General features: G+C 71.2%; 22 protein-coding genes. 10 read left to right on the top strand and 12 right to left on the bottom strand.

The window, feature by feature from the left end; genetic code table 11:
* Positions 1-33: 33 nt before the first annotated feature.
* The 4 genes from BS75_RS15075 to BS75_RS15060 all read right to left on the bottom strand — a co-directional run bounded on the left by BS75_RS15075 (position 34) and on the right by BS75_RS15060 (position 3,548).
* Positions 34-357 (bottom strand): DMT family transporter, encoded by a 324-nt coding sequence (locus tag BS75_RS15075; protein ID WP_034088600.1) that lies wholly within the window; start codon positions 355-357, stop codon positions 34-36.
* Positions 358-430: 73 nt separating this feature from the next.
* Entirely contained in the window at positions 431-1,474 is a 1,044-nt protein-coding gene (rsgA, locus tag BS75_RS15070) for a ribosome small subunit-dependent GTPase A (RefSeq protein ID WP_034088599.1), read from the bottom strand.
* 10 nt (positions 1,475-1,484) lie between these two features.
* Positions 1,485-2,813 carry a 3-phosphoshikimate 1-carboxyvinyltransferase gene (gene aroA, locus BS75_RS15065; protein WP_034088598.1) on the bottom strand — a complete coding sequence of 443 codons (1,329 nt, stop codon included), beginning with the start codon at positions 2,811-2,813 and terminating at the stop codon, positions 1,485-1,487.
* Between the two features lie 21 nt (positions 2,814-2,834).
* A complete protein-coding gene (locus BS75_RS15060) occupies positions 2,835-3,548 on the bottom strand; it encodes a M50 family metallopeptidase (RefSeq protein WP_034088597.1) in 714 nt (237 codons plus the stop codon).
* Positions 3,549-3,730: 182 nt separating this feature from the next.
* Between BS75_RS15060 and BS75_RS15055 the strand changes: the two genes are divergently transcribed.
* The 7 genes from BS75_RS15055 to BS75_RS15025 all read left to right on the top strand — a co-directional run bounded on the left by BS75_RS15055 (position 3,731) and on the right by BS75_RS15025 (position 10,147).
* A complete protein-coding gene (locus BS75_RS15055) occupies positions 3,731-4,507 on the top strand; it encodes an SOS response-associated peptidase (protein WP_034088596.1) in 777 nt (258 codons plus the stop codon).
* A gap of 345 nt (positions 4,508-4,852) precedes the next feature.
* The gene (locus BS75_RS15050) at positions 4,853-5,527 is read left to right on the top strand and encodes a sigma-70 family RNA polymerase sigma factor (protein ID WP_042439119.1); all 675 of its coding nucleotides are present in this window, start codon (positions 4,853-4,855) and stop codon (positions 5,525-5,527) included.
* Positions 5,524-5,934 (top strand): mycothiol system anti-sigma-R factor, encoded by a 411-nt coding sequence (rsrA, locus tag BS75_RS46430; RefSeq protein ID WP_042439078.1) that lies wholly within the window; start codon positions 5,524-5,526, stop codon positions 5,932-5,934. Before BS75_RS15050 ends, rsrA begins: the two co-directional genes overlap by 4 nt.
* 319 nt (positions 5,935-6,253) lie before the next feature.
* Entirely contained in the window at positions 6,254-7,210 is a 957-nt protein-coding gene (locus tag BS75_RS15040; protein ID WP_034093080.1) for a tetratricopeptide repeat protein, read from the top strand.
* A gap of 63 nt (positions 7,211-7,273) precedes the next feature.
* Complete coding sequence (def, locus tag BS75_RS15035; RefSeq protein WP_034088595.1) at positions 7,274-7,903, top strand: peptide deformylase; 630 nt, start codon at positions 7,274-7,276, stop codon at positions 7,901-7,903.
* Between the two features lie 47 nt (positions 7,904-7,950).
* Positions 7,951-8,592, top strand: a complete 642-nt coding sequence (locus BS75_RS15030; protein ID WP_052069424.1) for a vitamin K epoxide reductase family protein — start codon at positions 7,951-7,953, stop codon at positions 8,590-8,592.
* A 535-nt stretch (positions 8,593-9,127) separates the two neighbouring features.
* A complete protein-coding gene (locus BS75_RS15025; RefSeq protein WP_034088593.1) occupies positions 9,128-10,147 on the top strand; it encodes a tryptophan--tRNA ligase in 1,020 nt (339 codons plus the stop codon).
* Positions 10,148-10,160: 13 nt separating this feature from the next.
* Here the strand turns inward: BS75_RS15025 and BS75_RS46425 are convergent, their stop codons facing one another.
* From BS75_RS46425 to BS75_RS15000, 4 genes are read right to left on the bottom strand one after another with little or no spacing between them, the layout of a single operon-like run.
* A complete protein-coding gene (locus BS75_RS46425; RefSeq protein ID WP_169790793.1) occupies positions 10,161-11,183 on the bottom strand; it encodes an NAD(P)/FAD-dependent oxidoreductase in 1,023 nt (340 codons plus the stop codon).
* A gap of 4 nt (positions 11,184-11,187) precedes the next feature.
* Positions 11,188-12,090, bottom strand: coding sequence for an NAD-dependent epimerase/dehydratase family protein (locus BS75_RS15015; protein ID WP_331281470.1), 903 nt, complete (start codon positions 12,088-12,090; stop codon positions 11,188-11,190).
* 20 nt (positions 12,091-12,110) lie between these two features.
* The gene (locus BS75_RS44270) at positions 12,111-13,112 is read right to left on the bottom strand and encodes a hypothetical protein (protein WP_052069423.1); all 1,002 of its coding nucleotides are present in this window, start codon (positions 13,110-13,112) and stop codon (positions 12,111-12,113) included.
* The gene (locus BS75_RS15000) at positions 13,109-13,978 is read right to left on the bottom strand and encodes a hypothetical protein (RefSeq protein ID WP_160312288.1); all 870 of its coding nucleotides are present in this window, start codon (positions 13,976-13,978) and stop codon (positions 13,109-13,111) included. The genes BS75_RS44270 and BS75_RS15000 overlap by 4 nt, the downstream gene beginning before the upstream one ends.
* Before the next feature lie 388 nt (positions 13,979-14,366).
* On the opposite strand from BS75_RS15000, the gene BS75_RS14995 reads away from it, so the two are divergent.
* The gene (locus BS75_RS14995; protein ID WP_034088588.1) at positions 14,367-15,407 is read left to right on the top strand and encodes an AAA family ATPase; all 1,041 of its coding nucleotides are present in this window, start codon (positions 14,367-14,369) and stop codon (positions 15,405-15,407) included.
* Positions 15,404-15,952, top strand: a complete 549-nt coding sequence (locus BS75_RS14990) for a P-loop NTPase family protein (protein WP_034088587.1) — start codon at positions 15,404-15,406, stop codon at positions 15,950-15,952. Before BS75_RS14995 ends, BS75_RS14990 begins: the two co-directional genes overlap by 4 nt.
* On the opposite strand, the gene BS75_RS14985 is transcribed toward BS75_RS14990, so the two are convergent.
* From BS75_RS14985 to BS75_RS14975, 3 genes are read right to left on the bottom strand one after another with little or no spacing between them, the layout of a single operon-like run.
* Positions 15,949-16,773, bottom strand: coding sequence for a DUF1932 domain-containing protein (locus tag BS75_RS14985; RefSeq protein ID WP_034093079.1), 825 nt, complete (start codon positions 16,771-16,773; stop codon positions 15,949-15,951). The genes BS75_RS14990 and BS75_RS14985 overlap by 4 nt on opposite strands.
* 17 nt (positions 16,774-16,790) lie before the next feature.
* Entirely contained in the window at positions 16,791-17,438 is a 648-nt protein-coding gene (locus BS75_RS14980) for an HAD family hydrolase (RefSeq protein ID WP_034088586.1), read from the bottom strand.
* Between the two features lie 48 nt (positions 17,439-17,486).
* Positions 17,487-17,855, bottom strand: a complete 369-nt coding sequence (locus BS75_RS14975) for a hypothetical protein (RefSeq protein ID WP_152646035.1) — start codon at positions 17,853-17,855, stop codon at positions 17,487-17,489.
* Positions 17,856-18,297: 442 nt separating this feature from the next.
* Between BS75_RS14975 and BS75_RS14970 the strand changes: the two genes are divergently transcribed.
* Positions 18,298-20,064 (top strand): cation:proton antiporter, encoded by a 1,767-nt coding sequence (locus tag BS75_RS14970; RefSeq protein WP_034088584.1) that lies wholly within the window; start codon positions 18,298-18,300, stop codon positions 20,062-20,064.
* Here BS75_RS14970 and BS75_RS14965 read toward each other — a convergent pair.
* On the bottom strand, positions 20,030-22,186 hold the full coding sequence (locus tag BS75_RS14965) for a S9 family peptidase (protein ID WP_034088583.1): 2,157 nt from the start codon (positions 22,184-22,186) through the stop codon (positions 20,030-20,032). The two genes, BS75_RS14970 and BS75_RS14965, sit on opposite strands and share 35 nt — an antisense overlap.
* Between the last annotated feature and the right edge of the window lie 59 nt (positions 22,187-22,245).

Raw genomic sequence — 22,245 nt, 5'->3', positions numbered from 1 at the left:
CCGCGCGCCGGGGCGGGCTCGACCGGTCGGGGTTCAGTGCTCCAGGCCGCTGAGCTGCAGCCCGACCACCCCGGCCAGCACCAGGCCGATGGAGACGATCTTGAGCACGGAGACCGTGTCGCCGAGCCAGACCATGCCGTAGATCGCGGTGCCGGCCGCGCCGATGCCGGTCCAGACCGCGTAGGCGGGCCCGACCTGCAGATGCTTGAGCCCGGCGGTCAGCAGCCCGAAGCTGCCCGCGCCGAAGAGCGCGAAACCGACGACCGGCCAGAACCGGGTGAAGCCGTGGCTGAGCTTGAGGCAGACCGCGAACCCGGTCTCCAGGAACCCGGCGATCACCACCAGTACCCAGGGCATCCGCGCTCCCTTGCCGATCCGCCGTGGTCACCACATCCTGGCCCGGCGCGGCGGTATCGGCATCCGGGAGGGCTCAGTCGCCCTCGCGGGCCTCGCGGGTCCGCAGCAGCCGGCGCAGCGAGTACAGCCGGGCCGGGTCCGCGTGGCCCTCGGCCACCCAGGCGTCCAGCGCGCACTCGGCCTCGTCGTGGCTGCAGGCGCGCGGGCAGCCCTCGGTGCCCGGCACCAGGTCGGGGAAGGCCAGCACCACCCGGGCCGGCTCGATGTGGGAGAGCCCGAAGGAGCGGAAGCCGGGGGTGTCGATGACCCAGCCGGGCAGGTCGCCGCGCTTGGCGTCCGGCGCCGGGGGCAGCCGCAGCGCCAGCGCCGAGGTGGTGGTGTGCCGACCGCGCCCGGTGACCGCGTTGACCACCCCGGTGGACCGCTGGTGCTCCGGCACCAGCGCGTTGACCAGGGTGGTCTTGCCGACGCCGGAGTGGCCGATGAAGACCGTGGACAGCCCGCGCAGCTGTTGGCGCACCAGTTCGGCGCCCTCGGCCGCGAGGTCGTCGCGGCGGGTGACCACATGGTTGACGCCCAGCGGCGAGTAGAGCTCCAGCAGCGGCTCGGCCGGGGCCAGGTCGGACTTGGTCAGCACCAGCAGCGGCTTCAGCCCGGCGTCGAAGGCCGCCACCAGGCAGCGGTCGATCAGCCGGGCCCGGGGCTCCGGGTCGGCCAGGGCGATGACGATGGCGAGCTGGTCGGCGTTGGCGACCACGATCCGCTCGTACGGGTCGTCGTCGTCCGCCGTCCGGCGCAGCACGGTGGTGCGCTCCTCGACCCGGACGATCCGGGCCAGCGCGCCGGGTTCGCCGGAGAGGTCGCCGACGATGGCGACCCGGTCGCCGACGACCACGCCCTTGCGGCCCAGCTCGCGGGCCTTCATCGCGGCGATCTCGCGCTCGCGCTTGGTGCCGGCCTCGACCAGGCAGGTGAACCGGCCCCGGTCGACGGTGAGCACCATGCCCTCGTCGGCGTCGTCGTGGGTGGGTCGGGTCCGGGTGCGGGGGCGGGAGCCCCGGCGGGAGGGACGGGCGCGGATGTCGTCCTCGTCGGCGTCTTCGCCGTAACGGCGCATGGGGGTGCGGTCAGCCCTTCACTACGGTGCCGGTGAGCATGGAGTCCCAGAGCCCGGGGAAGTCCGGGAGGGTCTTGCCGGTGGTGGAGATGTCCTCGACCTCGACGCCGGGCACCACCAGCCCGATCACGGCGGCGGCGGTGGCCAGGCGGTGGTCCAGGTAGGTGTGGAAGACGCCGCCGTGCAGCGGGCGCGGGTTGATCCGCAGCCCGTCGGCGGTCTCGGTGACATCGCCGCCCAGCCCGTTCAGCTCGGCGGCGAGGGCGGCCAGCCGGTCGGTCTCGTGCACCCGCAGATGGGCGATGCCGCTCAGCACGGAGGGGGAGTCGGCCAGCGCCGCGACCGCGGCGAGCACCGGGGCCAGCTCGCCGACCTCGTGCAGGTCGGCCTCCAGGCCGTGGACCCGGCCGGTGCCGCGGAAGCGCAGCCCCTCGTCGGTCGGCTCGACGGATCCGCCCATTCGGGTGAGCAGCTCGCGCAGTTGGTCGCCGGGCTGGCTGCTGTGCCGGGGCCAGTCCCTGATCAGCACGGTGCCACCGGTGACCAGGGCGGCGGCCAGGAACGGGGCCGCATTGGACAGGTCGGGCTCGACCACCAGGTCGCGGCCGAGCAGCGCGCCCGGGGCGACCCGCCAGACGTCCGGCTCGCCGCCGTCCTCGGGTGCGTCCACCCGGGCGCCGGCGGCCCGCAGCATCTCCACCGTCATCCGGATGTGCGGCAGCGAGGGCACCGGGTCGCCGACGTGGCGGACCTCCACGCCCTGCTGGAAGCGTGCTCCGGAGAGCAGCAGCGCGCTGACGAACTGGGAGGAGGACGAGGCGTCGAGGGTGACCGTGCCGCCGACCAGGCAGCCGGTACCGTGGACGGTCAGCGGCAGCGCGCCGCGGCCGTCGTCGTCGATCCGCGCGCCGAGGGCGCGCAGTGCGGTGATCACGCCGCCGAGCGGGCGCTCGTAGGAGCGGGGGTCGCCGTCGAAGCTCACCGGTCCGTCGCAGAGCGCGGCCACCGGGGGCAGGAAGCGCATGACCGTGCCGGCGTTGCCGACGTCCACCAGGGCCGGCCCGGCGAGCGGCAGCGGCACCACCCGCCAGGCGTCGCCGCCGCCGGGGACGCCGCTGCTGCTGTTCAGGGTGGACTCGATGCCGACCCCCATCGCCCGCAGGCCGTCGGCCATCAGCGTGCTGTCGCGACTGCGCAGCGGACGCCGGATGTAGCCGGGGTCGTCCGCCAGCGCCGCCAGGACCAGGGCGCGGTTGGTCGCCGACTTGGATCCGGGAACGGTGACCACCGCGTCGACAGGGTCGGACGCGGTCGGTGCGGGCCACAGGTGGTCGGTCATGACCCCCGAGCCTATCCGCATTCAGCGGGTGAGCAGCCAGCGACCGCCCGTGGTCAGCGCGGCGATCGCGACGACCAGGAAGAGCACCACCCAGAGCACCCCGGGCACTCCGGTCAGCCGCCCGAGCTGGTCGGCGTCGGAGTCGGGGGCGCCGCCGCGCCGCCGCTTGTGCTGCAGCTCCACGATCGGGCGAACCCCGGCGATCAGCAGGAACCAGACACTCAGATAGGCGAAGGCGCCCTGGAGCGCGGCGCTGCCGAACCAGGAGACGGCGAAGCAGAGCCCGCCGGTGAGCACCACGGTCAGCGCGCCGAAGGCGTTGCGGATGTTCACCAGCACCGCCAGCAGCAGCGCGACCACCGCCCACAGCAGTGCGGTGATGTGCCCGCCGGACAGCAGCCACGCCCCGCCGACGCCGAGCAGCGAGGGGGCGGTGTAGCCGGCGGCGGCGGTGAGCACCATGCCGGGGCCGTGCGGCTTGCCGGAGGAGACGGTCAGCCCGGAGGTGTCCGAGTGCAGCCGGATCCCGTGCAGCCGGCGCCGGGTGAGCACGGCGGCCAGGCCGTGGCCGCCCTCGTGGGCGATGGTGATCACATTGCGGGTCCAGTGCCAGACGAACGCGGGACCGGCCGCCACCAGCGCGACCGCGGCGGTGGCCCAGACGATGCCGTGGCCGGGGTCCGCCTGGACGCCGGTGACCTGGTCCCACACGGCGCTGATGCTCTGCGGCTGCATCGGGCTCGCCTCACTCCGTTCGGGGGCAGCGGGAGGCTGCGGAAGGCAGGCAGTCTCGCACGACAGGATGTGCGCGACCCGGGCCGCGGTTCCGGGCTCCGGCCGGTTCCCCGCCGGTTCCGCGCCGGTTCCCCACCCGTTCCCCGCACGCGAGGGTGCTGCCGGATGGCATGGTGGGACGCATGTGCGGTCGTTATGCGTCGAGTCGGAAGCCCGAGGACCTGGTCGGACTGTTCGGCGTCGCGGCGTGGGACCCCACCGAGACGCTGGAGCAGGACTGGAACGTCGCGCCGACCAAGCCGGTGTACGCGGTGCTGGAGCGGCCGGTGCGGGAGCAGGGCCCGGAGCCGGTACGGCAGTTGCGGACGCTGCGCTGGGGGCTGGTGCCGTCCTGGGCGAAGTCGCCCGAGGTCGGGGTGAAGATGTTCAACGCCAGGGCGGAGACCGTCCACGAGAAGCCCGCCTACCGCAGGCCGTTCGCCGCGCGGCGCTGCCTGCTGCCGGCCGACGGCTACTTCGAGTGGTTCACCCCCGTCGCCGGGCCGGGCACGCCCAGGTCCAGGATCCGCAAGCAGCCTTACTACCTCACCCCGGCCGACGGCTCGGTGCTGGCGCTGGCCGGGCTGTACGAGTTCTGGCGCGACCCCGGGCTGCCGGAGACGGAGCCGGCCGCCTGGTGGGCCACGTGCACGGTGGTCACCACGGCCGCCGAGCCGGCGCTGGAGCGGATCCACGCCCGGATGCCGCTGATCCTGCCGTCGGACCGCTGGGACGACTGGCTCGACCCCGGGCTGACCGACCCGGCCGAGGTCCGCGCGCTGCTGGCGCCGCCCCCGCCCGGGCGGCTGGAGGTGCGCCCGGTCTCGGCGGCGGTCGGCAACTTCCGCAACAACGGCCCGGAGCTGATCGCGCCGTCGGCGCCGGAGCCGGAGTCGGCGGACACCCTGTTCCCGCTGTGACTGCTCCGGCCGGCCCGGGAGATTCGAACGCGGGCGGCACGGCGGAGAGCTGGGGCGGGAATGCCCGGGAGCCACTCCTGGTTCACACCATTGTCGGCATCACAGCGTCAGTGGAAGGCAGTGCTCATGGTTGCAGCGGCATGCCCCGCACGTCCTGAGGGCGACGCGGGCACCCTCCTGTCCTGGTCCGAGTGGCCTGTTGGCACAGGCGGTCCGGCCGTGAGCCCGATAGTCTCCCTTGCGAGCAGGTCCACCACCGTGGACCGTGCGTTCTTCGCTCAGGAGGTGAGTCAGGTCGCCGGGACCGAGGACGAGACCGGGGCTGCGGAACAGAAGCCGCAGGCTGTGGATCTCTCGATCGACGACGCCGACGGCGACACCTTCCGCGCCGCCGTCGGGGAGACCGAGACCGAGCGCTCGGCCCGCTTCGAGCGGGACGCGCTGGGCTACCTGGACCAGATGTACTCGGCGGCGCTGCGGATGACCCGCAACCCCGCGGACGCCGAGGACCTGCTGCAGGAGACCTTCGCCAAGGCGTTCGCCTCCTTCCACCAGTTCCGTGAGGGCACCAACCTCAAGGCGTGGCTGTACCGCATCCTCACCAACACCTTCATCAACTCGTATCGGAAGAAGCAGCGCGAGCCGCAGCGGACCGGGGCCGAGGAGATCGAGGACTGGCAGCTGGCGCGGGCCGAGTCGCACATGTCGACGGGCCTGCGGTCGGCCGAGACGGTCGCGCTCGACCACCTCCCGGACAGCGACGTGAAGGACGCGCTGCAGTCCATCCCGGAGGAATTCCGGATCGCGGTGTACCTCGCCGACGTCGAGGGCTTCGCCTACAAGGAGATTGCCGACATCATGGGGACACCCATCGGTACGGTGATGTCCCGTCTGCACCGCGGTCGCCGCCAGTTGCGCGACCTGCTGGAGGACTACGCGCGCGACCGTGGCCTGGTCCCGGCCGGCAGCGCTGCCGGGGCCGGTTCCCCCCAGGACCAGGCGAAAGGGTCGGGCTCATGAGCTGCGGCAACCACCACGACACCGCGTGCAGCGAGGTTCTCGACCATCTGTACGAGTACCTCGACAACGAGATGGGCGAGGGCGACTGCGCCAAGCTGCGCGAGCACTTCGACGAGTGCTCGCCCTGCCTGGAGAAGTACGGTCTGGAACAGGCCATCAAGGCGCTGGTGAAGCGGTCCTGCGGCTGCGACACCGCGCCGACGGACCTCCGCGGCAAGGTGCTGGCCAGGATCGAGCGGATCCGGGCCGGACTCCCGGTGGAGGGCGACCTGGTGCCGGGCGCCCAGCCCGCCGCCCAGACCGGGGCTGCGGCCGAGGCCGCGGTCGCGGTCGAGGTCGGCGCACCCGCGGGGTCCGCGCACGACGCGGTCTCGCACGCCGTCGCGGAGGCCTCGGCCAAGGACTGAACAGGACCGGTCAGTACCGGTCGGATAGTGCGGAAGTTCCGTGTCGGAGGTTCCGGATACCGGCGGCCCCGGGGTGTCGAGCCCCGGGGCCGTGCCATGGTTGGATGCGGAGGGGAACGAGCCCGAAGCGGGTGTCGCGTGTGGCAGCCCGCCTGGCGGGCATGGAGTCGTTGGAAGCGCAAGGGGACGGCAGGACGCGAGGCTGTGCGTGGCGTCGGGGGGCACGGGGACGTAGCGTGCTCTCGGAGGCGCACATCGCACAGCACCACTGCGGGCAAGCCCGGACCACCGGGTGGAATCGGACGAGTGGCAGGCCGAGGTGAAGATCTTCAATCGGGCACGGCAACGGCCGTCCGCCAGCTGGCGGCAGACGACCGACCGGGCCTTCACGCTCATCGGGAGCGGACGCCTGGAGGACGCCGGGGCGCTGCTGGTCCGCGCCGCGGACCTGGAGCCCTGGCTGTCCGACTCCTGGTTCAACCTGGCGTTGCTGCACAAGTTCCGCCGGGACTGGGAGCAGGCCCGCGCGGCGGGGCTGCGCGCCGTGGCCCTGCTCGACCGCAATCCCGGCGCCCCCGACTGGTGGAACCTGGGCATCGCGGCGACCGCGCTGCAGGACTGGGCCCTGGCCCGGCGCTCCTGGCAGGCCTACGGGCTGCGGCTGGGCCAGGGCGAGGGCCCGGTCAGCCTGGACTTCGGGACCACCCCGGTCCGGCTCTCGCCGGAGGGCGAGTCCGAGGTGGTCTGGGGCCGTCGGCTGGACCCGGCCCGGGTCGAGGTGCTGTCGATCCCGCTGCCGTCCTCCGGCCGCCGCTGGGGCGAGGTGGTGCTGCACGACGGCACCCCGCACGGCGAGCGGGTCGCGGAGGGCGTCGCCTACCCGGTCTTCGACGAGATCGAGCTGTGGGCGCCCTCGCCGGTGCCGACCTACGTGGTGCTGCTCCAGGCCGAGACCGAGGGCGACCGGGACGCGCTGGAGCGGCTGGTCTCCGAGGCCGGCTACGCGGCCGAGGACTGGACCTCCTCGGTGCGGCTGCTCTGCCGCGACTGCTCGGAGAGCCGGATGCCGGCCGACGACGGCCACAGCGAGCAGCACGATCCGCACGACGACGGCCAGCTCGGCCACCTGAGCCACCGCAGCGCGGGCGCGCTGTGGGTCTCCGAACGCGAGTGCGGCATGGCCGCCCCCGCCGACCTGGTCGGGCCGCTGCTGGACCGCTGGGTGATGGCCAACCCGAAGGGTCGGGCCTACCGCGACCTGGAAGAAGTCTGCTGACCCTGCCGTTCCCCGTACCCTGGTGGCTTACCCGTGTACGGACTGAAGGCGAGTGGCAGCGGCATGTCGGAACAGCAGGTCGAGGAAGAGATCGTGGAGCAGGCCGGGGAGCAGGCTCCGGGACGGGTCGTGGGCGAGGAGCACGACCCGACCAAGGGGACCTTCCGTCCGATCACGGTCGTCGGCAACCCCGTGCTGCACCGCCCGTGCGCGACGGTCACGGTGTTCGACGAGGAGCTGTCCGCGCTGGTCGACGACCTCTTCGTGAGCATGTACGCGGCCGAGGGCGTCGGCCTGGCCGCCAACCAGATCGGTGACGGCCGCCGGGTCTTCGTCTACGACTGCCCGGACGACGACGGGGTGCGCCACATCGGCGTGGTGGTGAACCCGGTGCTGGACGACCTAGACCCGGCGCAGCGGACCCTGGACGAGTCGCCCGAGGGCTGCCTCTCGGTCCCCGGCGCCTACGCCGACCTCGCCCGCCCGGAGTACGCGGTGGTGCGCGGCCAGGACGCGGCGGGCCAGGACATCGTGGTCGAGGGCACCGGTTTCTTCGCCCGCTGCCTCCAGCACGAGACCGACCACCTCAACGGCTACCTCTACATCGACCGGCTGTCCAAGCGCGACCGCAAGGACGCCCTCCGGCAGATGGCCGAGCTGACCCCCCGCTACGAGACCGTCCCCAACGCCTGAGGTTCGCTTATCTGCGCCTGACGCGCGGGTACGGGATCCTGGTCAGCATGGATGCTGACCAGGATCTCGACACAGCCGCCGACCGCTCCTGGCGGGGGGTGGTCGGCGCGGGCCGGGCGATGACCTGGTTCCTGGTGATCACCGGGGCGCTGGGCTTCCTCGCCTCGTTCACCCTCACCTACGAGCGCTTCAAGCTGTTCACCGACCCCGGCTACGTGCCCAGCTGCAGCCTCAACCCGATCATCAGCTGCGGCAATGTGATGACCAAGCCGCAGGCGGCGGTCTTCGGCTTCCCCAATCCGCTGATGGGCATCGCCGGCTTCGCGGTGGTGCTGGCCGTCGGCACGGGCCTGCTGGCCGGCGCCCGCTACGGCCGCTGGTACTGGGCCGGGCTCCAGCTGGGCGTGACCTTCGGCCTGGGCCTGATCTGCTGGTTGATCAGCCAGTCGCTCTACAGCATCGGGGCGCTCTGCCCCTACTGCATGGTGGTCTGGGTGATCATCTTTCCGATGTTCTGGTACGTCACCCTGCACAACCTCCGGCACCGGGTGCTGCCCTTCCCCGAGCGCTGGCGCGGCGGTCTCGACGACGTGATCACCCTCCACTGGTTCGGCCCGCTGCTCTGGTACCTGGTCGTCGGCGGCATGGTGCTGATCCGCTTCTGGTCCTACTGGAAAACACTGTTCTGACCAGCAGAGATGCTATGCAGTGACCGCTGCGGGGCACATTGAGGGCACCCCGCTGCCCTCCTCCTGTGGCGACTGCACGACCAGCAAGCCGAACAACAGCACCAACGCGCCCGGGCCGCCGCCAGTCGCACCAGCCAGCGGTACAGCGCCATTCCACAGACACCCGGCATCGCACGGCAACCTCGGCACGCCCCGCACCCCGGTCCCAAGCGATGACCCCCGAACACCCTCCACCAACAGCCAGCGGGCACAAAGTTCGACTCCGCCCGGCAACGACTGTGCCGACATACACCTCGTGCACGACAATGGCCACCAGAACCAGCTTCCGCCCCGCTCCTCGACCCCTTCACAGGTCGGGGAGCAGGCGCGTTTCAAAGCCCCGGTCGTCAGGTGAGTCCGCAGGTCGTGGCGCGGCAGGATTTCCAGTCGGCTGTCAACGGCCGTGAAGTCCCCGTAGGCGGCCAGGTGGGGCACGGCCATTGACAGCCGTGCCGAATCACCAGCTTCCTCCTGTTTCCGTCGATAGGCTTCGTGCATGGTGAATGCTGATTCGAAGGTGTCGCTCACCGGCATCAAGCCCACTGGAGAGCCGCACCTCGGCAACTTCATCGGAGCCATCAAGCCGGCCTTGGAGCTGGCGGGCGGAGCCGAGTCCATCTACTTCATCGCCGACTACCACGCGATGACGTCGGTGCGTGATCCGGAGCTGCTCGGTCGATGGACCCGGTCGGTCGCGGCCACCTGGCTGGCTGCGGGACTGGACCCGGAACGCACGATCTTCTACCGCCAGTCGGACGTGCCCGAGATTTTCGAGCTGCACTGGGTCCTCTCGTGCTTCAGCGCCAAGGGGCTGATGAACCGGGCGCACGCCTACAAGGCCGCGCGGGACCGGAACCGAGAGGCCGGTGTTGAGGATCTCGACGCCGGGGTCAACATGGGGCTGTTCAACTACCCCGTACTGATGGCCGTCGACATCCTCATCATGGAGGCCGACCTCGTGCCAGTCGGCAAGGACCAGTTGCAGCACGTCGAGTACGCGGCCGACATCGCCGGAGCGTTCAACGCGGTGTACGGCGACAGCTTCCGACTGAAGATCCCCAAGGCTGTCATTCCCACCGAGGACAGCGGTCGCTCCCTGCCGGGCACCGACGGACGCAAGATGAGCAAGTCCTACGGCAACACGATCCCGCTGTTCGCCACCGAGGCCGAGATCAAGAAGATCGTACGGCGCATTCCCACCGACAGCACACCGGTAGAGGCGCCGAAGGATCCTGACGCCTCCTCGGTATTCCAGCTGCTCTCCCACTTCGCCAACCCCGAGAAGGCAGCCGAGGTTCGCGCGCGCCTGGAGGCCGGCGGGATGGGCTGGGGCGATCTGAAGAGCGAGCTCCACACTGTTCTGGCAGAGGAGCTGGGGCCGATGCGCGAGCGCTACGAGGCGCTTGTGCGGCCAGGCAGCGAGCTTGAGGAGCTGCTGGCCATCGGCGCGGCCAAGGCCCGCCGGCGGGCCCAGCCCGTGCTTCAGCAGGTGCGCAAGGTGATCGGGATCGACTGACCCCATCTGGCGGTCAGGCTCTTGCCCCAACTGCTTGAGCGACCTGGTCGGCTGAGTGCCAGGCTGTGGTCCATTTGCCGGGCAGGCAGACGATCAGGTTGGCTGCCCGGCCCCAACCGGGCGGTGGACTGCTGAGGTCGACCACGAGCGCCGACGGGTCGGGTCGGCTGCCCGTCGGTTCCGCGACCTGCCCCCATGCGAGGCGTAGCTTCTCGACCGGGAGTGCAGGCCAACGTTGTGAGAGCGATGCCGCAAGGCGGTAGTGCTCCTTGGCTTCGTCGACGGGTTCCGTCGGGCGGCCGGGCAGGGCGACGTGGAGCCCGTCCGGCTGCGGGCTGAGTGCGAGCAGGTCGCCGTCGAGCCAGTAGGTGAGCGGGTGCCGCAGGTCGCTTCTGTCCAGGACCCCGTACGGCAGTCGGCTGATGGAGAGCGGATGTTGGAGGCCGAGTAGGTCGAGCAGGTGGGCGGTATGGTGTCCAGTTGCCAGTACGAGGGTGCTTGGCCGGTAGTAGCCGAGAGATGGCCCCCACAGGATGACGTCGTCGCCGGACCGCACGACAGCGCACGATTCAGGCGGAGCCAAGGCCACGCCGAGGTCCGCCGCGTGCGTCGCGGTCCTGGCGTGCAGGGCGCTGACGTCGACCGAGACGTCGGGCAGGGCGAAGGCAGCTTCCGGGGCGGGACATGGGCCGACACCGAAGCAATCCAACTTCCCGGCGGACAAAGGGCGTACGGGAATGCCGAGGTTTGACCACGCCTGCGTGTACCGCTCGACTTCGTCGTAAGCGGAGAACAGCGCCAGGCCGTACGTTCGCGGGATGTCCGATCCGAGCAGGCCGAACCACCTCGTCCGGTGCTGCCAGCACGCGGCGGCCACCTCGGGGAGCACGGGGGCGTAGACGGCGCCGGAGTGGAGTTGCCCGAAGTTCCGCTGCGAGGCCCCCATGGCGCGGTCGCCGTGGCAGCGGACGCGGTAGCCGTCCTCGGCCAGGCGTACCGCGGCCGTGAGGCCGGCGAATCCGGTGCCGAGGACCACGGTCTCAGGGGCGGTGTGCACGGTTTACCTCCGATGGATCAGGTGCGGGCTGCTTGTTGCCTGCGATGACGGTTCGGGCACGCGGCATGCGCAGGCGCCTCTCGAACGGGCGAAGAAGCTGGGCCGGGGCGCCGTGGTGGTCGACGCGGACTCGGACGCTCGCGGGCAGGAGGGCCAGACGCTGATGGCTGGCCTGCCTGTGCGCGGCGGGACTGTCCCTGCCGGCGGTTCGCGCTGCCACCGCGCTCCTGATTGCGCCGGGTATGTCAGCAGGGGCGGGCGAGGCTGATTGGTGGGGGACATCGGCGCCGAGGATCCAGAGTGATCGCTGAGCGGGTTCGAGACTGATCTCGTGCAGTGCTCCGGCCGCCGCCTCGTATGAACAGCTCCCGCTGACGGAAGAGCCGGCATCTCCAGGTGAGTTCGTAATCGGCTCGACATCGCCGAGCTGCGGCAGGAGCACGAGGTCAATGGCGTCCAGCCGCGCGTATGCGAATGCCTGCCTCCGCTTGGCGGCACTGTACGGAGTCCTCAGGCCGCGCGGTGCCAGCACGGCCGTAGTGCTGGCGGCGAGGACTCTCACCGCGAGTCCTTCGTCGGTGAGCAGTTGCCGAGTGCGCACCACGAAGCGGGTGGCGGCAGTGATCGACTGGCGCATGGAGGTGACACTGACGCGATCGAGCACCAGGTCGATGATCACCACCTCCTCCTGGTGGCCGAGCAGCTGCCGGAGCAAGCCGTGAACCTGCGGCCACCGGCTGCTCTCCGTGAGATCGGCGCACACCCAGCCCGAACCGCGCTCAGCGGTTTCGCTTGGCCGGGTACGGGAGACGCCGATGACGTGGCAGCCGCGCGCTTGGAGCCTCGGGAGGAGGGATCGACCGAGTCGCCCTGTGGCTCCGAGCACGATGCAGGCCGGTTCATGGGTCACCGGCCGCACTCCCGCCAGATCTTGGCGTATGTCGTGAAGGTCTCCGCAAAGCGACGCTTGGTCAGGTCCCAGCCGACTGGCTCTTGGAACTTGCGCCGGTAGGCAGCGCGGGCCTGGTCGATCTCGGACATCGTCCAGCCGCTGCTCAGTTCGATCGCCGAGAGCAGAGGACGCTGGCTGGCCTCGTCCCCGACAAGGACGCGCGCGGTGATCTCGCCGTCGCGCATGCCGAGGTGGATGCCTGAGGCCGGGATGCTCTTCGACATCTTCGGGTACCCGCCGAGCCCCTCCAGGACCCTGAAGTACAAGGCGCCCAGGTCTAACCGCCAGCCCAGGCTGAGCTCGCCGGCCTCGCACTGCCGTTGCAGGACGAGGCGGGAGAGCTCGGTGAAGTAGCTCTCCTCCAGACCGGAGAGCATGAGTACCCGGGCCGCGCCCTCCTCGGCTGGGCCGAGGATGTCGGCAACGGTGTACAGCGCATCGACGGTAAGGCCGACCTCGCTGCCCAGCAGGCCGTGGTCCTGGTAGAGATCGACCAGATCCTCGTGGTGGTCGAGGAAGTCCTGGCGGCTGAGGAACCGAGCGATCCGGCCACAGCGCACCAGGTTGGCGTGGTCGATATGGGACCGGAGCTGGACCGGGGCGAACCCCGCCGACGAGTCGAGGCCGATCGCCCGCATAAAGGCGAACATCTGGTCGCGCACTTCGGTGAGCTGGCTCCACGGCACATTGCGGGAGTTCCAGGCGCCGAGCTCGGAGATGACCACGGTCATCGGTACCTGGAGGTGCCGCTGCAGCTCGATGACTCCGAGCATCACGGACAGCGTGCCTGCGGTAGGGGCGTTGGTGGGTCCGAAGCCGGTGACGACGGCCAGCGGCCTGTCGATGTCAAGCGGCAGCACGTCCTGGAGCCGGTCGTGGTGGGTGAACCGGCGCGCCAGCGGGCCCAGGGCCTTGACGACCCATGTATCGGCGACGGGCAGGGGCTGCGCTGTCATCGGGTTCCCTTCGGGGAGGCGAAGCGAAGGCGGGTGAGGAGGCGCTGGGCGCGGCCGTCGAGACGGGCCTCTCGGACCAGATGCAGGGCTTCGTCGCCGCCGACCGCACTGTGCGCCGTCGACAGAACTGCTGCGGCGTTGAGCTCGACGATCTCGGTGAGAGCCGGGTTGCCGTCCGGATGGAGGGACTCGATCAGGGCCGCCCCATTGGACGCGTGATCGTCCCTGTGCCGCACAACGCGCTTCCAGGGGCCCGAGAGCCTGTCGTCCTGGTGGCGCAGGAGCCGGACGGCGCCGTGCTGCAGGACCGCACTGTCGCTGCACCCGAAGGGGGCGAGCTCGTCGATCCGCTGGCCGGGCCCTATGCGCGTCGTGACTACCCGACCGCGCGCGATGTCCGGGCGCGCGGCATGGATACTCTGTGCCGCCGTTTCGACGTCGTCGTGGGCCAGCCCGTGCAGGAAAGCGTCGGCGGAGACGGCCAGGGTCGCTGTCGGCATGACGAAGCTCATGGGGCTGAGGAAGTCGAACCGGCCGTCGTAGCGGGCCGCGTAGCGCGGGCAGAAGACGGCGTAGTCGATGAAGGCGATGCCGTAGGTGGTGACGAACTCCGGGATCCGGGCAGGCTCCGTCAGGGTGGGGAGGCCGAGAACTGCCAGAACGTCGGACGAGCCTGAGACGGCCGAGACAGATGAGGAGGTGCCCTTGACGACGTTCACACCACTGGCAGCAGCCAGGAGGCCGGCGGCGGTGGACACGTTGAATGTCTTGAACGTCTCCTTGCCGCTGCCCGACAGAATCACTGTGCTGTCCGGCACCGGCACGGGGCTCGCCAGGTGTCCAGCGAGCGTCTCGTCGAATGCCACGACCGCCGCCCAGAGCTGGGCGAGAAGCGCCGGGCTGAGCCAGTCACCGCCGAGAAGCCTTCGCGCCCAGGTGCGCCATCGGTCGTCGGCGTCCTCTCTGCCTCCGCGTAGGGCCTCGGCGAACTCTTCAACCCAGGAGGGAGAGGCTGTGTGGGCCTGACTGGGCATCGGAGCGCTTGATTGAACGTCAGAGAGCGGCGAGGAATGGAACATGGTGCGGCCTCCAGCTTGCTGGTACCGGTGGGCACTGTTGCCATCGCCATCACAGCGGGCATAGCGTGATCGCCGTATCACTCCGAGTTGCCGAGGTTGCTCGCCGTTCCGTTCAGCGGGATTTCAACATCCGCTTACACACGGGATCGTTGGCCATTCGCCTACTCTCGGGATCATGCTGACCAACAGTGAGCTGGTGGGGGACGTGGGCAAGGACCGATCGGGCTGGTACCCCGAGCGGCTGCGCGAGGCGCGGGAGGCTCACGGCCTGACCCTTGAGGCAGCAGGAGAGCAGCTCCGCGACACTGCACGACGGGCCGGGCTGACCGCACCAGCAGCCAACTTCCAGACCCTGTGGCAGCACGAGCAGGGCGAGGTCTACCCAGGCCCGCACTATCGCCGTGCCTACTGCCTGCTCTATCAAGCCGGCGAGCCCGACCTCGGCTTCCGCAAGCCACTCCCCGGCGAGGAGGAAAGGCGTCAACTCTCGGACCTCCGAGACCAGGTGGACACCGCCCGCGCGCAGGCTGTGGCCCGAGCCCTGAAGCAGCTGCTGCCCCAGCCGACGGACGAGCGACCGTCCGACCTCCGCGAGCGGATACTGGACGCCTGGCAGCAACGCCACACCGACGGCGAACCGGGCAAGCCCTCGCTGGTCCTGGTCGGCGGCTTCGCGGGCAGCGGCAAGTCCGAATTCGCTCGCTTCATCTCCCAGCTCACCGGCTGGCCGCTGCTGGACAAGGACCCGATCACCCGTCCCCTGGTCGAGCGGCTGCTCGTGGAACTCGGCTGCGATCCCAACGACCGGCAGTCCGAGACCTACCGCACCCAGGTACGCCCCCTGGAGTACCAGTGCCTGATGGACTCGATCCTTGTCAACGTCGAGTGCGGGATCTCCAGCGTGGCCACCGCGCCGTTCATCAGTGAGATGACCGACCCCGTATGGATGCGGCGCCTGGCCAACCGCTGCGCGGCCTACCAGGTCGAGGTCACCCCGGTCTGGCTCACCTGCGACCAGGACTCGATGCGCGAGTACATCTCCTTCCGCTCCGCCGCGCGCGACGCCTGGAAGCTCAGCAACTGGGCCCAGTACCTTGACGGCCTCGACCTGGACCTGCGCCCGTCCGTCCCACACGTCGTGGTGGACAACAGCTACGGCTCGGCAATCGCCATCGCCGACCAGACCCGATTCGCCCTGGGAGCAGTCCGCGCATGAAGACCGGGATCATCCTCTACGGACCGCCGGCCAGCGGCAAGGACACCATCACGGCCTGCCTGACCGACCACGACCCACGGCTCGTCCCGTTCGCGCGTCTGAAGATCGGCGAAGGCCGAAGCCAGGGCTACCGCATGGGCACACCTGAACAGCTCCGCCAACTCGAAGCGGCCGGAGACGTCGTCTACCGCAACGACCGCTACCAAAGCGTCTACCTGGTCGACCGCCCCGGCCTGGACGCCGCCTTCGCCGAGGACCACGTCCCGATCGTGCACCTGGGCCAGATCGCCGGCATCACCGCGCTCGCCACCGGCTACCCAGCGGCCTGGCTCGCTGTCCAGCTGGACTGCCCACGCGAGGTCACCGCCCAGCGCTCCACCGGACGCGGTGACACCGACACCCCGGCCCGGCTGGCCGCCTGGGACGCCACAGCGGCCGACCTCCAGGAGCATCACGCCACTTGGGACCTCCACCTGCGAACCGACCAAGTGTCTGCCGCTGAAGCGGCAGCGGAGATCATCAAGGTTCTGGCCTCCCTCCGTTAGCGGGGCCGGTGCAGCCTGGCCAGGGCCTCGACCAGCGTCACGTCGACGTCGCGCTCGCCCTTCCAGCGATCGAGGACTTCGACCGCGCCACGCAGAGGTCCGCCCGGCAGGCCACTCTCCTCCAACAGGTCAGCCGCCTCGACCAACTCGGGAGCCCACCGCCAGGCCCGTGCAGCGGTCTTGGCGATGTAGCCGGTTTCCAGCAGATAGCTGCCCGGCCTGTCAGCGGCCACCTCCAGCAGTTCGCCCTCCACCCCGTGGTCGGCCGCCAGCGCATAGGAGAGCGCCGCGAGCACCCGCGATGCCTTCTGGTAGCTCGTATAGGCGAGTTTCAACGCACTGGCCTGGCCCAGCTCGGCCCCGAGTACGCGAGTGCGAACATCGGTTCCGTCGAACAGCGCCACCACCTGCTCAAGCGCCCCGCTCGGACCTGACAGGAACAGCCGCGGCTGCTTACCGCCCTTCGGCGGCGAACCGATCACTGACCCGTCCACCACGGTCGCGGCCGGGAGCGCTGCCGCGATCCGCTCGACGCACGCCGGCGTAACCGCGTTGGCCTCGACGTACAACCCGCTCGCGAACCCATGCGCCGCGACCTCGGCAGCCACCGTCTCAGCCGCCGCTGGCGGACACACCGACAACAGCACATCGCACCGCTCGGCCAACTGCCCCAGGCTGGTCACCTCGACCAACCCCGCTTGTTCGGCACGCGCCCGCGTTGCCGCGCCGCGCCCGGCGGAGCACCACAGAACCGACACCCCTCTTCGGGTCAGCTGGCCCGCGACAGCCGCACCCATGCTGCCCGGGTGAAGGACTCCCACGACCGAACCACCGCCGATCACGAGACCGTCTCCCCGCGCCCCAGAAGCAACTCGACGGCTTCAGTAGCGGTCGAGACCACATGGTCCGCATCGACTGCGCCGCTTCCCGGCGACACCCATATGGTTCGCAGCCCGGCCGCGCGACCACCGCCGATATCGTTGTGGGCGTTGTCGCCGACCATCCAGCCCCCCGAGCAGTCCGATACCCCCACCAGTCGGGCGGCCTCATGGAAGATCCCGACGTCCGGCTTGCGGATCCCGATCTCCTCCGAGATGCAGACTGCGTCAACCCGCTGAGCGATCCCCGTCCGCGCAAGCTTCGCCCGCTGGATGTCGCCGGCCCCGTTGGTCACCACCGCCACCAGCCAACCGGCTTCCCGGAGCCGCTCCAGTCCGGAAAGCACCGCCGCCGGGCAAGTCACCGCATCAGCCATACTCCGGCAGTAGTGCCCCCACAGGTCATCAGTAGCGAGCGGGAGGGCGAATCGCTCGCGCAAGGTCTCGAAGTCGCTCCGGTACGCGCGCTCGCGCATAGCCTCCAGTAGCCACAGCTCCACGTCCTCCCCAAGGCCGAGGTCCAGACAGAAGCGCCGGACACACTCGACGAAGCCCAGCGAGCGGTCGATGAGAGTGTCGTCCAGGTCGAAGAACGCGAGTCGCTGCACCCTGAAGACTCTACGGCTCGGCGACGCCGTCGCGGATGCTGACGATCATCAGACCGATCGTTTCGGGGCAGCATTCCAGGATTTGGGAATCGTCTCATCCCAGCCGTCCTCCACGGTGAAAGTGGCCGCCCGGCACCCTCTGCTTCCATCGGCGCTGTGGATCCAACGGCTTCTGTCGCGAGAATCAGTCTCGACCGGGCCCCCGCACTTGATGCAGTCCGCTCGGTCGGGTTCACTGGCCACCCAAGCAACCGTAGCCGCTGCTTCTTCCTCTGCCATCGCGCTCTCCAACCTCGCGAGGACGTCACGGCCGGACACATCTGGGTCAGTCGCCACCATGCGCTTTGCGATGCCGAGCATCTTCGCGGCCCCGGTAGCCTTCATGGTCGCCGTCATGGCCATCAGTCGTTCATCCATCGCCATCCCCCACGTATCCAGCCAAGCCGCCTGCGGTACAGGCAAATTACACGTGTCAAGCTGGTGCCGGGAACAGCCCGAGCCAAGCCGATCCCTGAGCCTGAGATCAGCTGCGGAAGAACCGCCGCCCGGCCTCCGCACGGGCTGCCACACCGCTGACGAGATCGGCTAGCCGCCGGGGGTCTGGCTCGACGGACGGTTGCAGCCGAGGGCACAACGAGGGCACATGAGAGCGAGAAACGGCGCGGACCAGTGAAAGCTCATGAAGTGAGTTTCACCAGGTCAGCGCCATGGCGAGGGGCAAACAAGCAGGCCAGATCCTTGCGAATTCAGTTCTGGTCTACTGGAAGACCCTGGTCTGACGGCGCGCCCCGCGGCGGCCGACCGTCCGGGGCGGCCAAGCTGGATCCATGCGAAGCACCTCTCCCGCCCGGGCGGGCGGATGACGTCCGATCAGATCCTCGCGGGTGCCGGGCTGATCGCCGTGCTCGCGGTGGGGTCGCAGCTGCTGGCGGCGCGGCTGCGGCTGCCGGCCATCATCCTGCTGCTCCCGGTCGGCTTCACCGCCGGAGCGCTCACCGACGGCGTCCACCCGGACAAGCTGCTGGGCCCGGCCTTCCCGCCGCTGGTGTCGCTGGCGGTCGCGGTCATCCTCTACGACGCCGGTCTCGAACTCGACCTGCGGCGGCTGACCGGTGCCGCCCGGCGCACCGTGGCCCGGCTGATCTGGATCGGCACCCTGGTTACCTGGCCGGTCGCGGCGCTGGTGGCGGCCCCGCTGCTGCACATCTCGGCCAAGGCCGCGGTGATGCTCGGAGTGATCCTGATCGTCTCCGGGCCGACCGTGGTCGGACCACTGCTGAACTTCGTCCGGCCCGGCGCGGGGCTGCGCCGGATCCTGCTCTGGGAGGGTTCGCTGATCGACGCGGTCGGTGGCGTGCTCGGCGCGCTGGTATTCACGGCGCTGGAGTCCGGCCGCCGGGTGGGTCCGGGCGACGCCGTGCTGCACATCCTCGCCAGCGCCGGGGCCGGGGTCCTCGGCGGCGTGCTCGGGGCGGCGGTGCTCTGGCTGCTGCTCACCCGGCTCCGGCTCGGCGAACTGCTGGGCACCACCACCCAGCTGGCCCTGACGGTGGGCGTGGCGGCCGGGTGCGACCTGGTCCGGGACGACGCGGGGCTGATCTCGGCCATCATCATGGGCGTCGCCATGGCCACCCTGCCCGGCCTCGACCCGGTGGTCCGCCGACCCTTCTTCGAGACGCTGGTCTCGCTGGTCATCGGGGTGCTGTTCATCGCGATCTCGGCGACCGTCACCCCGGCCTCGCTGCACCACGTGGTCCTCCCGGCGCTGCTGCTGACGGCGCTGCTGGTGCTGGCCGTCCGGCCGCTGGTGGCCTGGCTGTCCACGGTCGGCGGCGGACTGGGCCGGGGCGAGCGCGGCTTCCTGGGCTGGATGGCGCCGCGCGGCATCGTGGCCGCCTCCACTGCCTCCACCTTCTCGGCGAGCCTGGCCGAGAAGGGCATCGGCGGAGCGGAGCGGATCCTGCCGGCGACCTTCGTGGTGATCGTCGGCACCGTGCTGGTCTACGGCCTCAGCGTGGTCCCGGTCGCCCGCCGGCTCGGCGTCACCGGCGCCACCCGCTCCCGGCCGCTGCTGGTGGGCGGCGACCCGTGGGTGGTCGACCTGGGCCGCGCCCTCGGCCGGGCCGGGCTGGACGTGCTGATGTGGGCCGGCGAGCCGGAGCAGCGGGAGCGGATCGTCGCGGCCGGACTGGCGCTGGCGCCGGGCGAGCTGCTGGCCACCGCGACCGGCGAGGGCGCGGAGCTCGAAGGCGTCACCTCGGTGCTGCTGCTGACCGGCGAGGACGACTTCAACGCGCTGGCCGCGACGCTGCTGCGGAGCGAGGGCGGCCCGGAGGTCTACCGGCTCGCCGAGCGGGAGGAGGGGCGCGGTGTGGTGGCGCCCTACCTGCGCGCCGAGGTGCTGTTCGCCCCGGGGCTGACCGGGGCGGCGCTGGCCGGTCGCCACCGGGCCGGCGCGGCGATCGGGGTCGGCCCCGGCCGGTCGCCGCTGGGCCCCGGCCAGGACCTGCTCTTCACCGTCGACGACGCCGGCCGGCTGCGGCCGACGCTGAACGGCGCCGGGTCCGCCCCGCCGCCCGGGGCCTACGCCATCACCCTCGGGCCGACCGGTCCTCGGCCGGCTTGAGGCCCAGGGTGCGGCGAAGGAAGGCGAGCTGGTGGAGCAGCAGGTTCTCCATGACCGACTCGTCGGTGGACATGTGGGTGACGCCGGTCAGCGGGAGCACCTCGTGCTGGCGGCCGGCCGCCAGCAGCGCGGCGGAGAGCCGGAGGGTGTTGGCCGGAAAGACGTTGTCGTCCGCGAGGCCGTGGATCAGCAGCAGCGGACGGGTGAGGTTGGGGGCCTCGCGCAGCAGCGAGGCCTGGTCGTAGCGGTCCGGGTGCTCCTCCGGGTGGCCGAGGAAGCGCTCGCGCCAGTGGGTGTCGTAGAGCCGCTGGTCGGCGACGGCGGCCCCGGCGACGGCGGTGTGGAAGACGTCAGGGCGGCGCAGCACCGCGAGCGCGGCCAGGCTGCCGCTGTAGGACCAGCCGCGGATGCCGACCCGGGTCAGGTCGAGCTCCTGGTGCCGGCGGGCGGCCGAGTGCAGCGCCGCGACCTGGTCCTCCAGCACCAGGGTGTAGGGGTCGCCGTAGATCTCGCGCTCCCAGGCCGGGCCGCGTCCGGGGGTGCCCCGCCCGTCGGTGACCAGGACGGCGAAGCCCTGCTCGGCGAACCACTGGGAGAGGAACGAGTGGGCGGACTGGTCGGCGGTGACCTTCTGCACCGCCGGACCCGAGTAGGGGTCCAGCAGCACCGGCAGCCGGCCCTGGCCCGGCCGGTGCCAGGAGGGCAGGAAGAGCTGGCTGCGCAGCCGTCGGGGGCCGGTGGCGAGCCGCACCTGACGCAGGGCCAGCTGCGGGGTCTGCGCCAGCGAGCGGACGGTCACCGGGGTGGCGTCCGGTCCCCGGAGGACCCGGGTGTCGGAGTCCGGCCGGTCGGGGAAGCGGCTGGTGAGCACCAGCGTCCCGGCGCGGGCGGTGCCGGTGTGCACGCCGGGCTCGGGGGTGAGGCACTCCGCGCCCCGGTCGGGCCGGTGCCGCCAGAGCTGGATCACGGTCGGGTCGTCGGTGGGGGAGCCGAGGAAGAGCAGTTCCTCGCCGTCCGCCGCCAGCAGCTCGCGCAGGTTGACCCCGGCCGGGCCGACCGGGCTGCCGTCCACCGCGAGCCGGCGGACGCCGTCCAGGTCGGCGTGGGTGAGCAGGGCGCCGGAGCCGGTGCGCGCGGGCAGTCCGGCCACGAGCTGCACCCAGCAGTCGTCGTGCTGCTCGGCCAGCAGTGAGGTCCGGCCGTCCGCCGGGTCGATGCCGAGGACCAGGACCGTGCGCTGGTCCCGGCTCTGGACGGCGGCGAAGGGGCCGTGGGCGTCCCAGCCGGCCTCGGTCAGGTACTCGAACGCGGCCCGGTCCCACTGGACGGCGGTCAGCTCGCCGTCCAACTCGCCGTCCAGCTCGGCGATCCACAGGGTGACCTCGGCATTGGCCGTGCCCGCGGCCGGGTAGCGGACGGTGCGCGGCGGCTTGGCCGGCTCGGACGGGTCCGAGATGTACCAGGTCTGCACGGCGCTCTGGTCCACCCGGGCGACCAGCAGCCGCTCGCCGTCGGGTGACCACCAGTAGCCGCGGTGACGGCCCATCGACTCGGCGGCCACGTGCTCGGCGAGGCCGAGGACGACGTCGGGCCCGTCGGGGGAGGCGACGGCGCGGTCGTTGCCGCCGTCCGCGTCGATGACCCGGAGGGCGCCGTCGGCGGCGTAGGCGATCCGGCGGCCGGTCGGGTCGGGGCGCGGGTCGACCACCGCGCCGCCGGTCGGCAGCAGCCGGGCCCGGCCGGTGGCGGTGTCGACCGTCCACAGCCCGCCGGAGAGGGCGAAGACGGCGAGCCGGGCGGCGGCGTCGGTGGCGTAGTCGACGATTCCGGTGCCCTGGGTGCGGGCCCGCTCGCGCCGGGTCAGCTCCTCCTCCGACAGCTCCTCGGACGCGTCGGCCACCAGCGCGGCGGGGTCGGCGAGCAGCCGCTCGCGCTGCTCGGGCGGGGTGCCCTCCGGAGCGGTGAGGTCCTGCGCCCACAGGCAGCCGGCCGGGTCGTCGCCGGACCGGCTGCGCAGGAAGAACAGGGTGTCGCCGTCCGGAGCGAGAGTGAGGTGCGTCGGCCGGCCGAGGGTGAACCGGCGGGTGCGGGTGTGTTGGCGGGGCAGCGAAATGGTCGGCATGCTCGGCATCCTGCACAGGCGAACCGCTTCCGGCGCAAGGGGGTTTCGCGCTGCGGACG

Origin of the sequence: Streptacidiphilus albus JL83 (assembly GCF_000744705.1) — a bacterium.
GTDB lineage: Bacteria > Actinomycetota > Actinomycetes > Streptomycetales > Streptomycetaceae > Streptacidiphilus > Streptacidiphilus albus.
The sequence above is the reverse complement of the archived record's forward strand: the minus strand, read 5'-3'. Positions and strand labels throughout refer to the sequence as shown.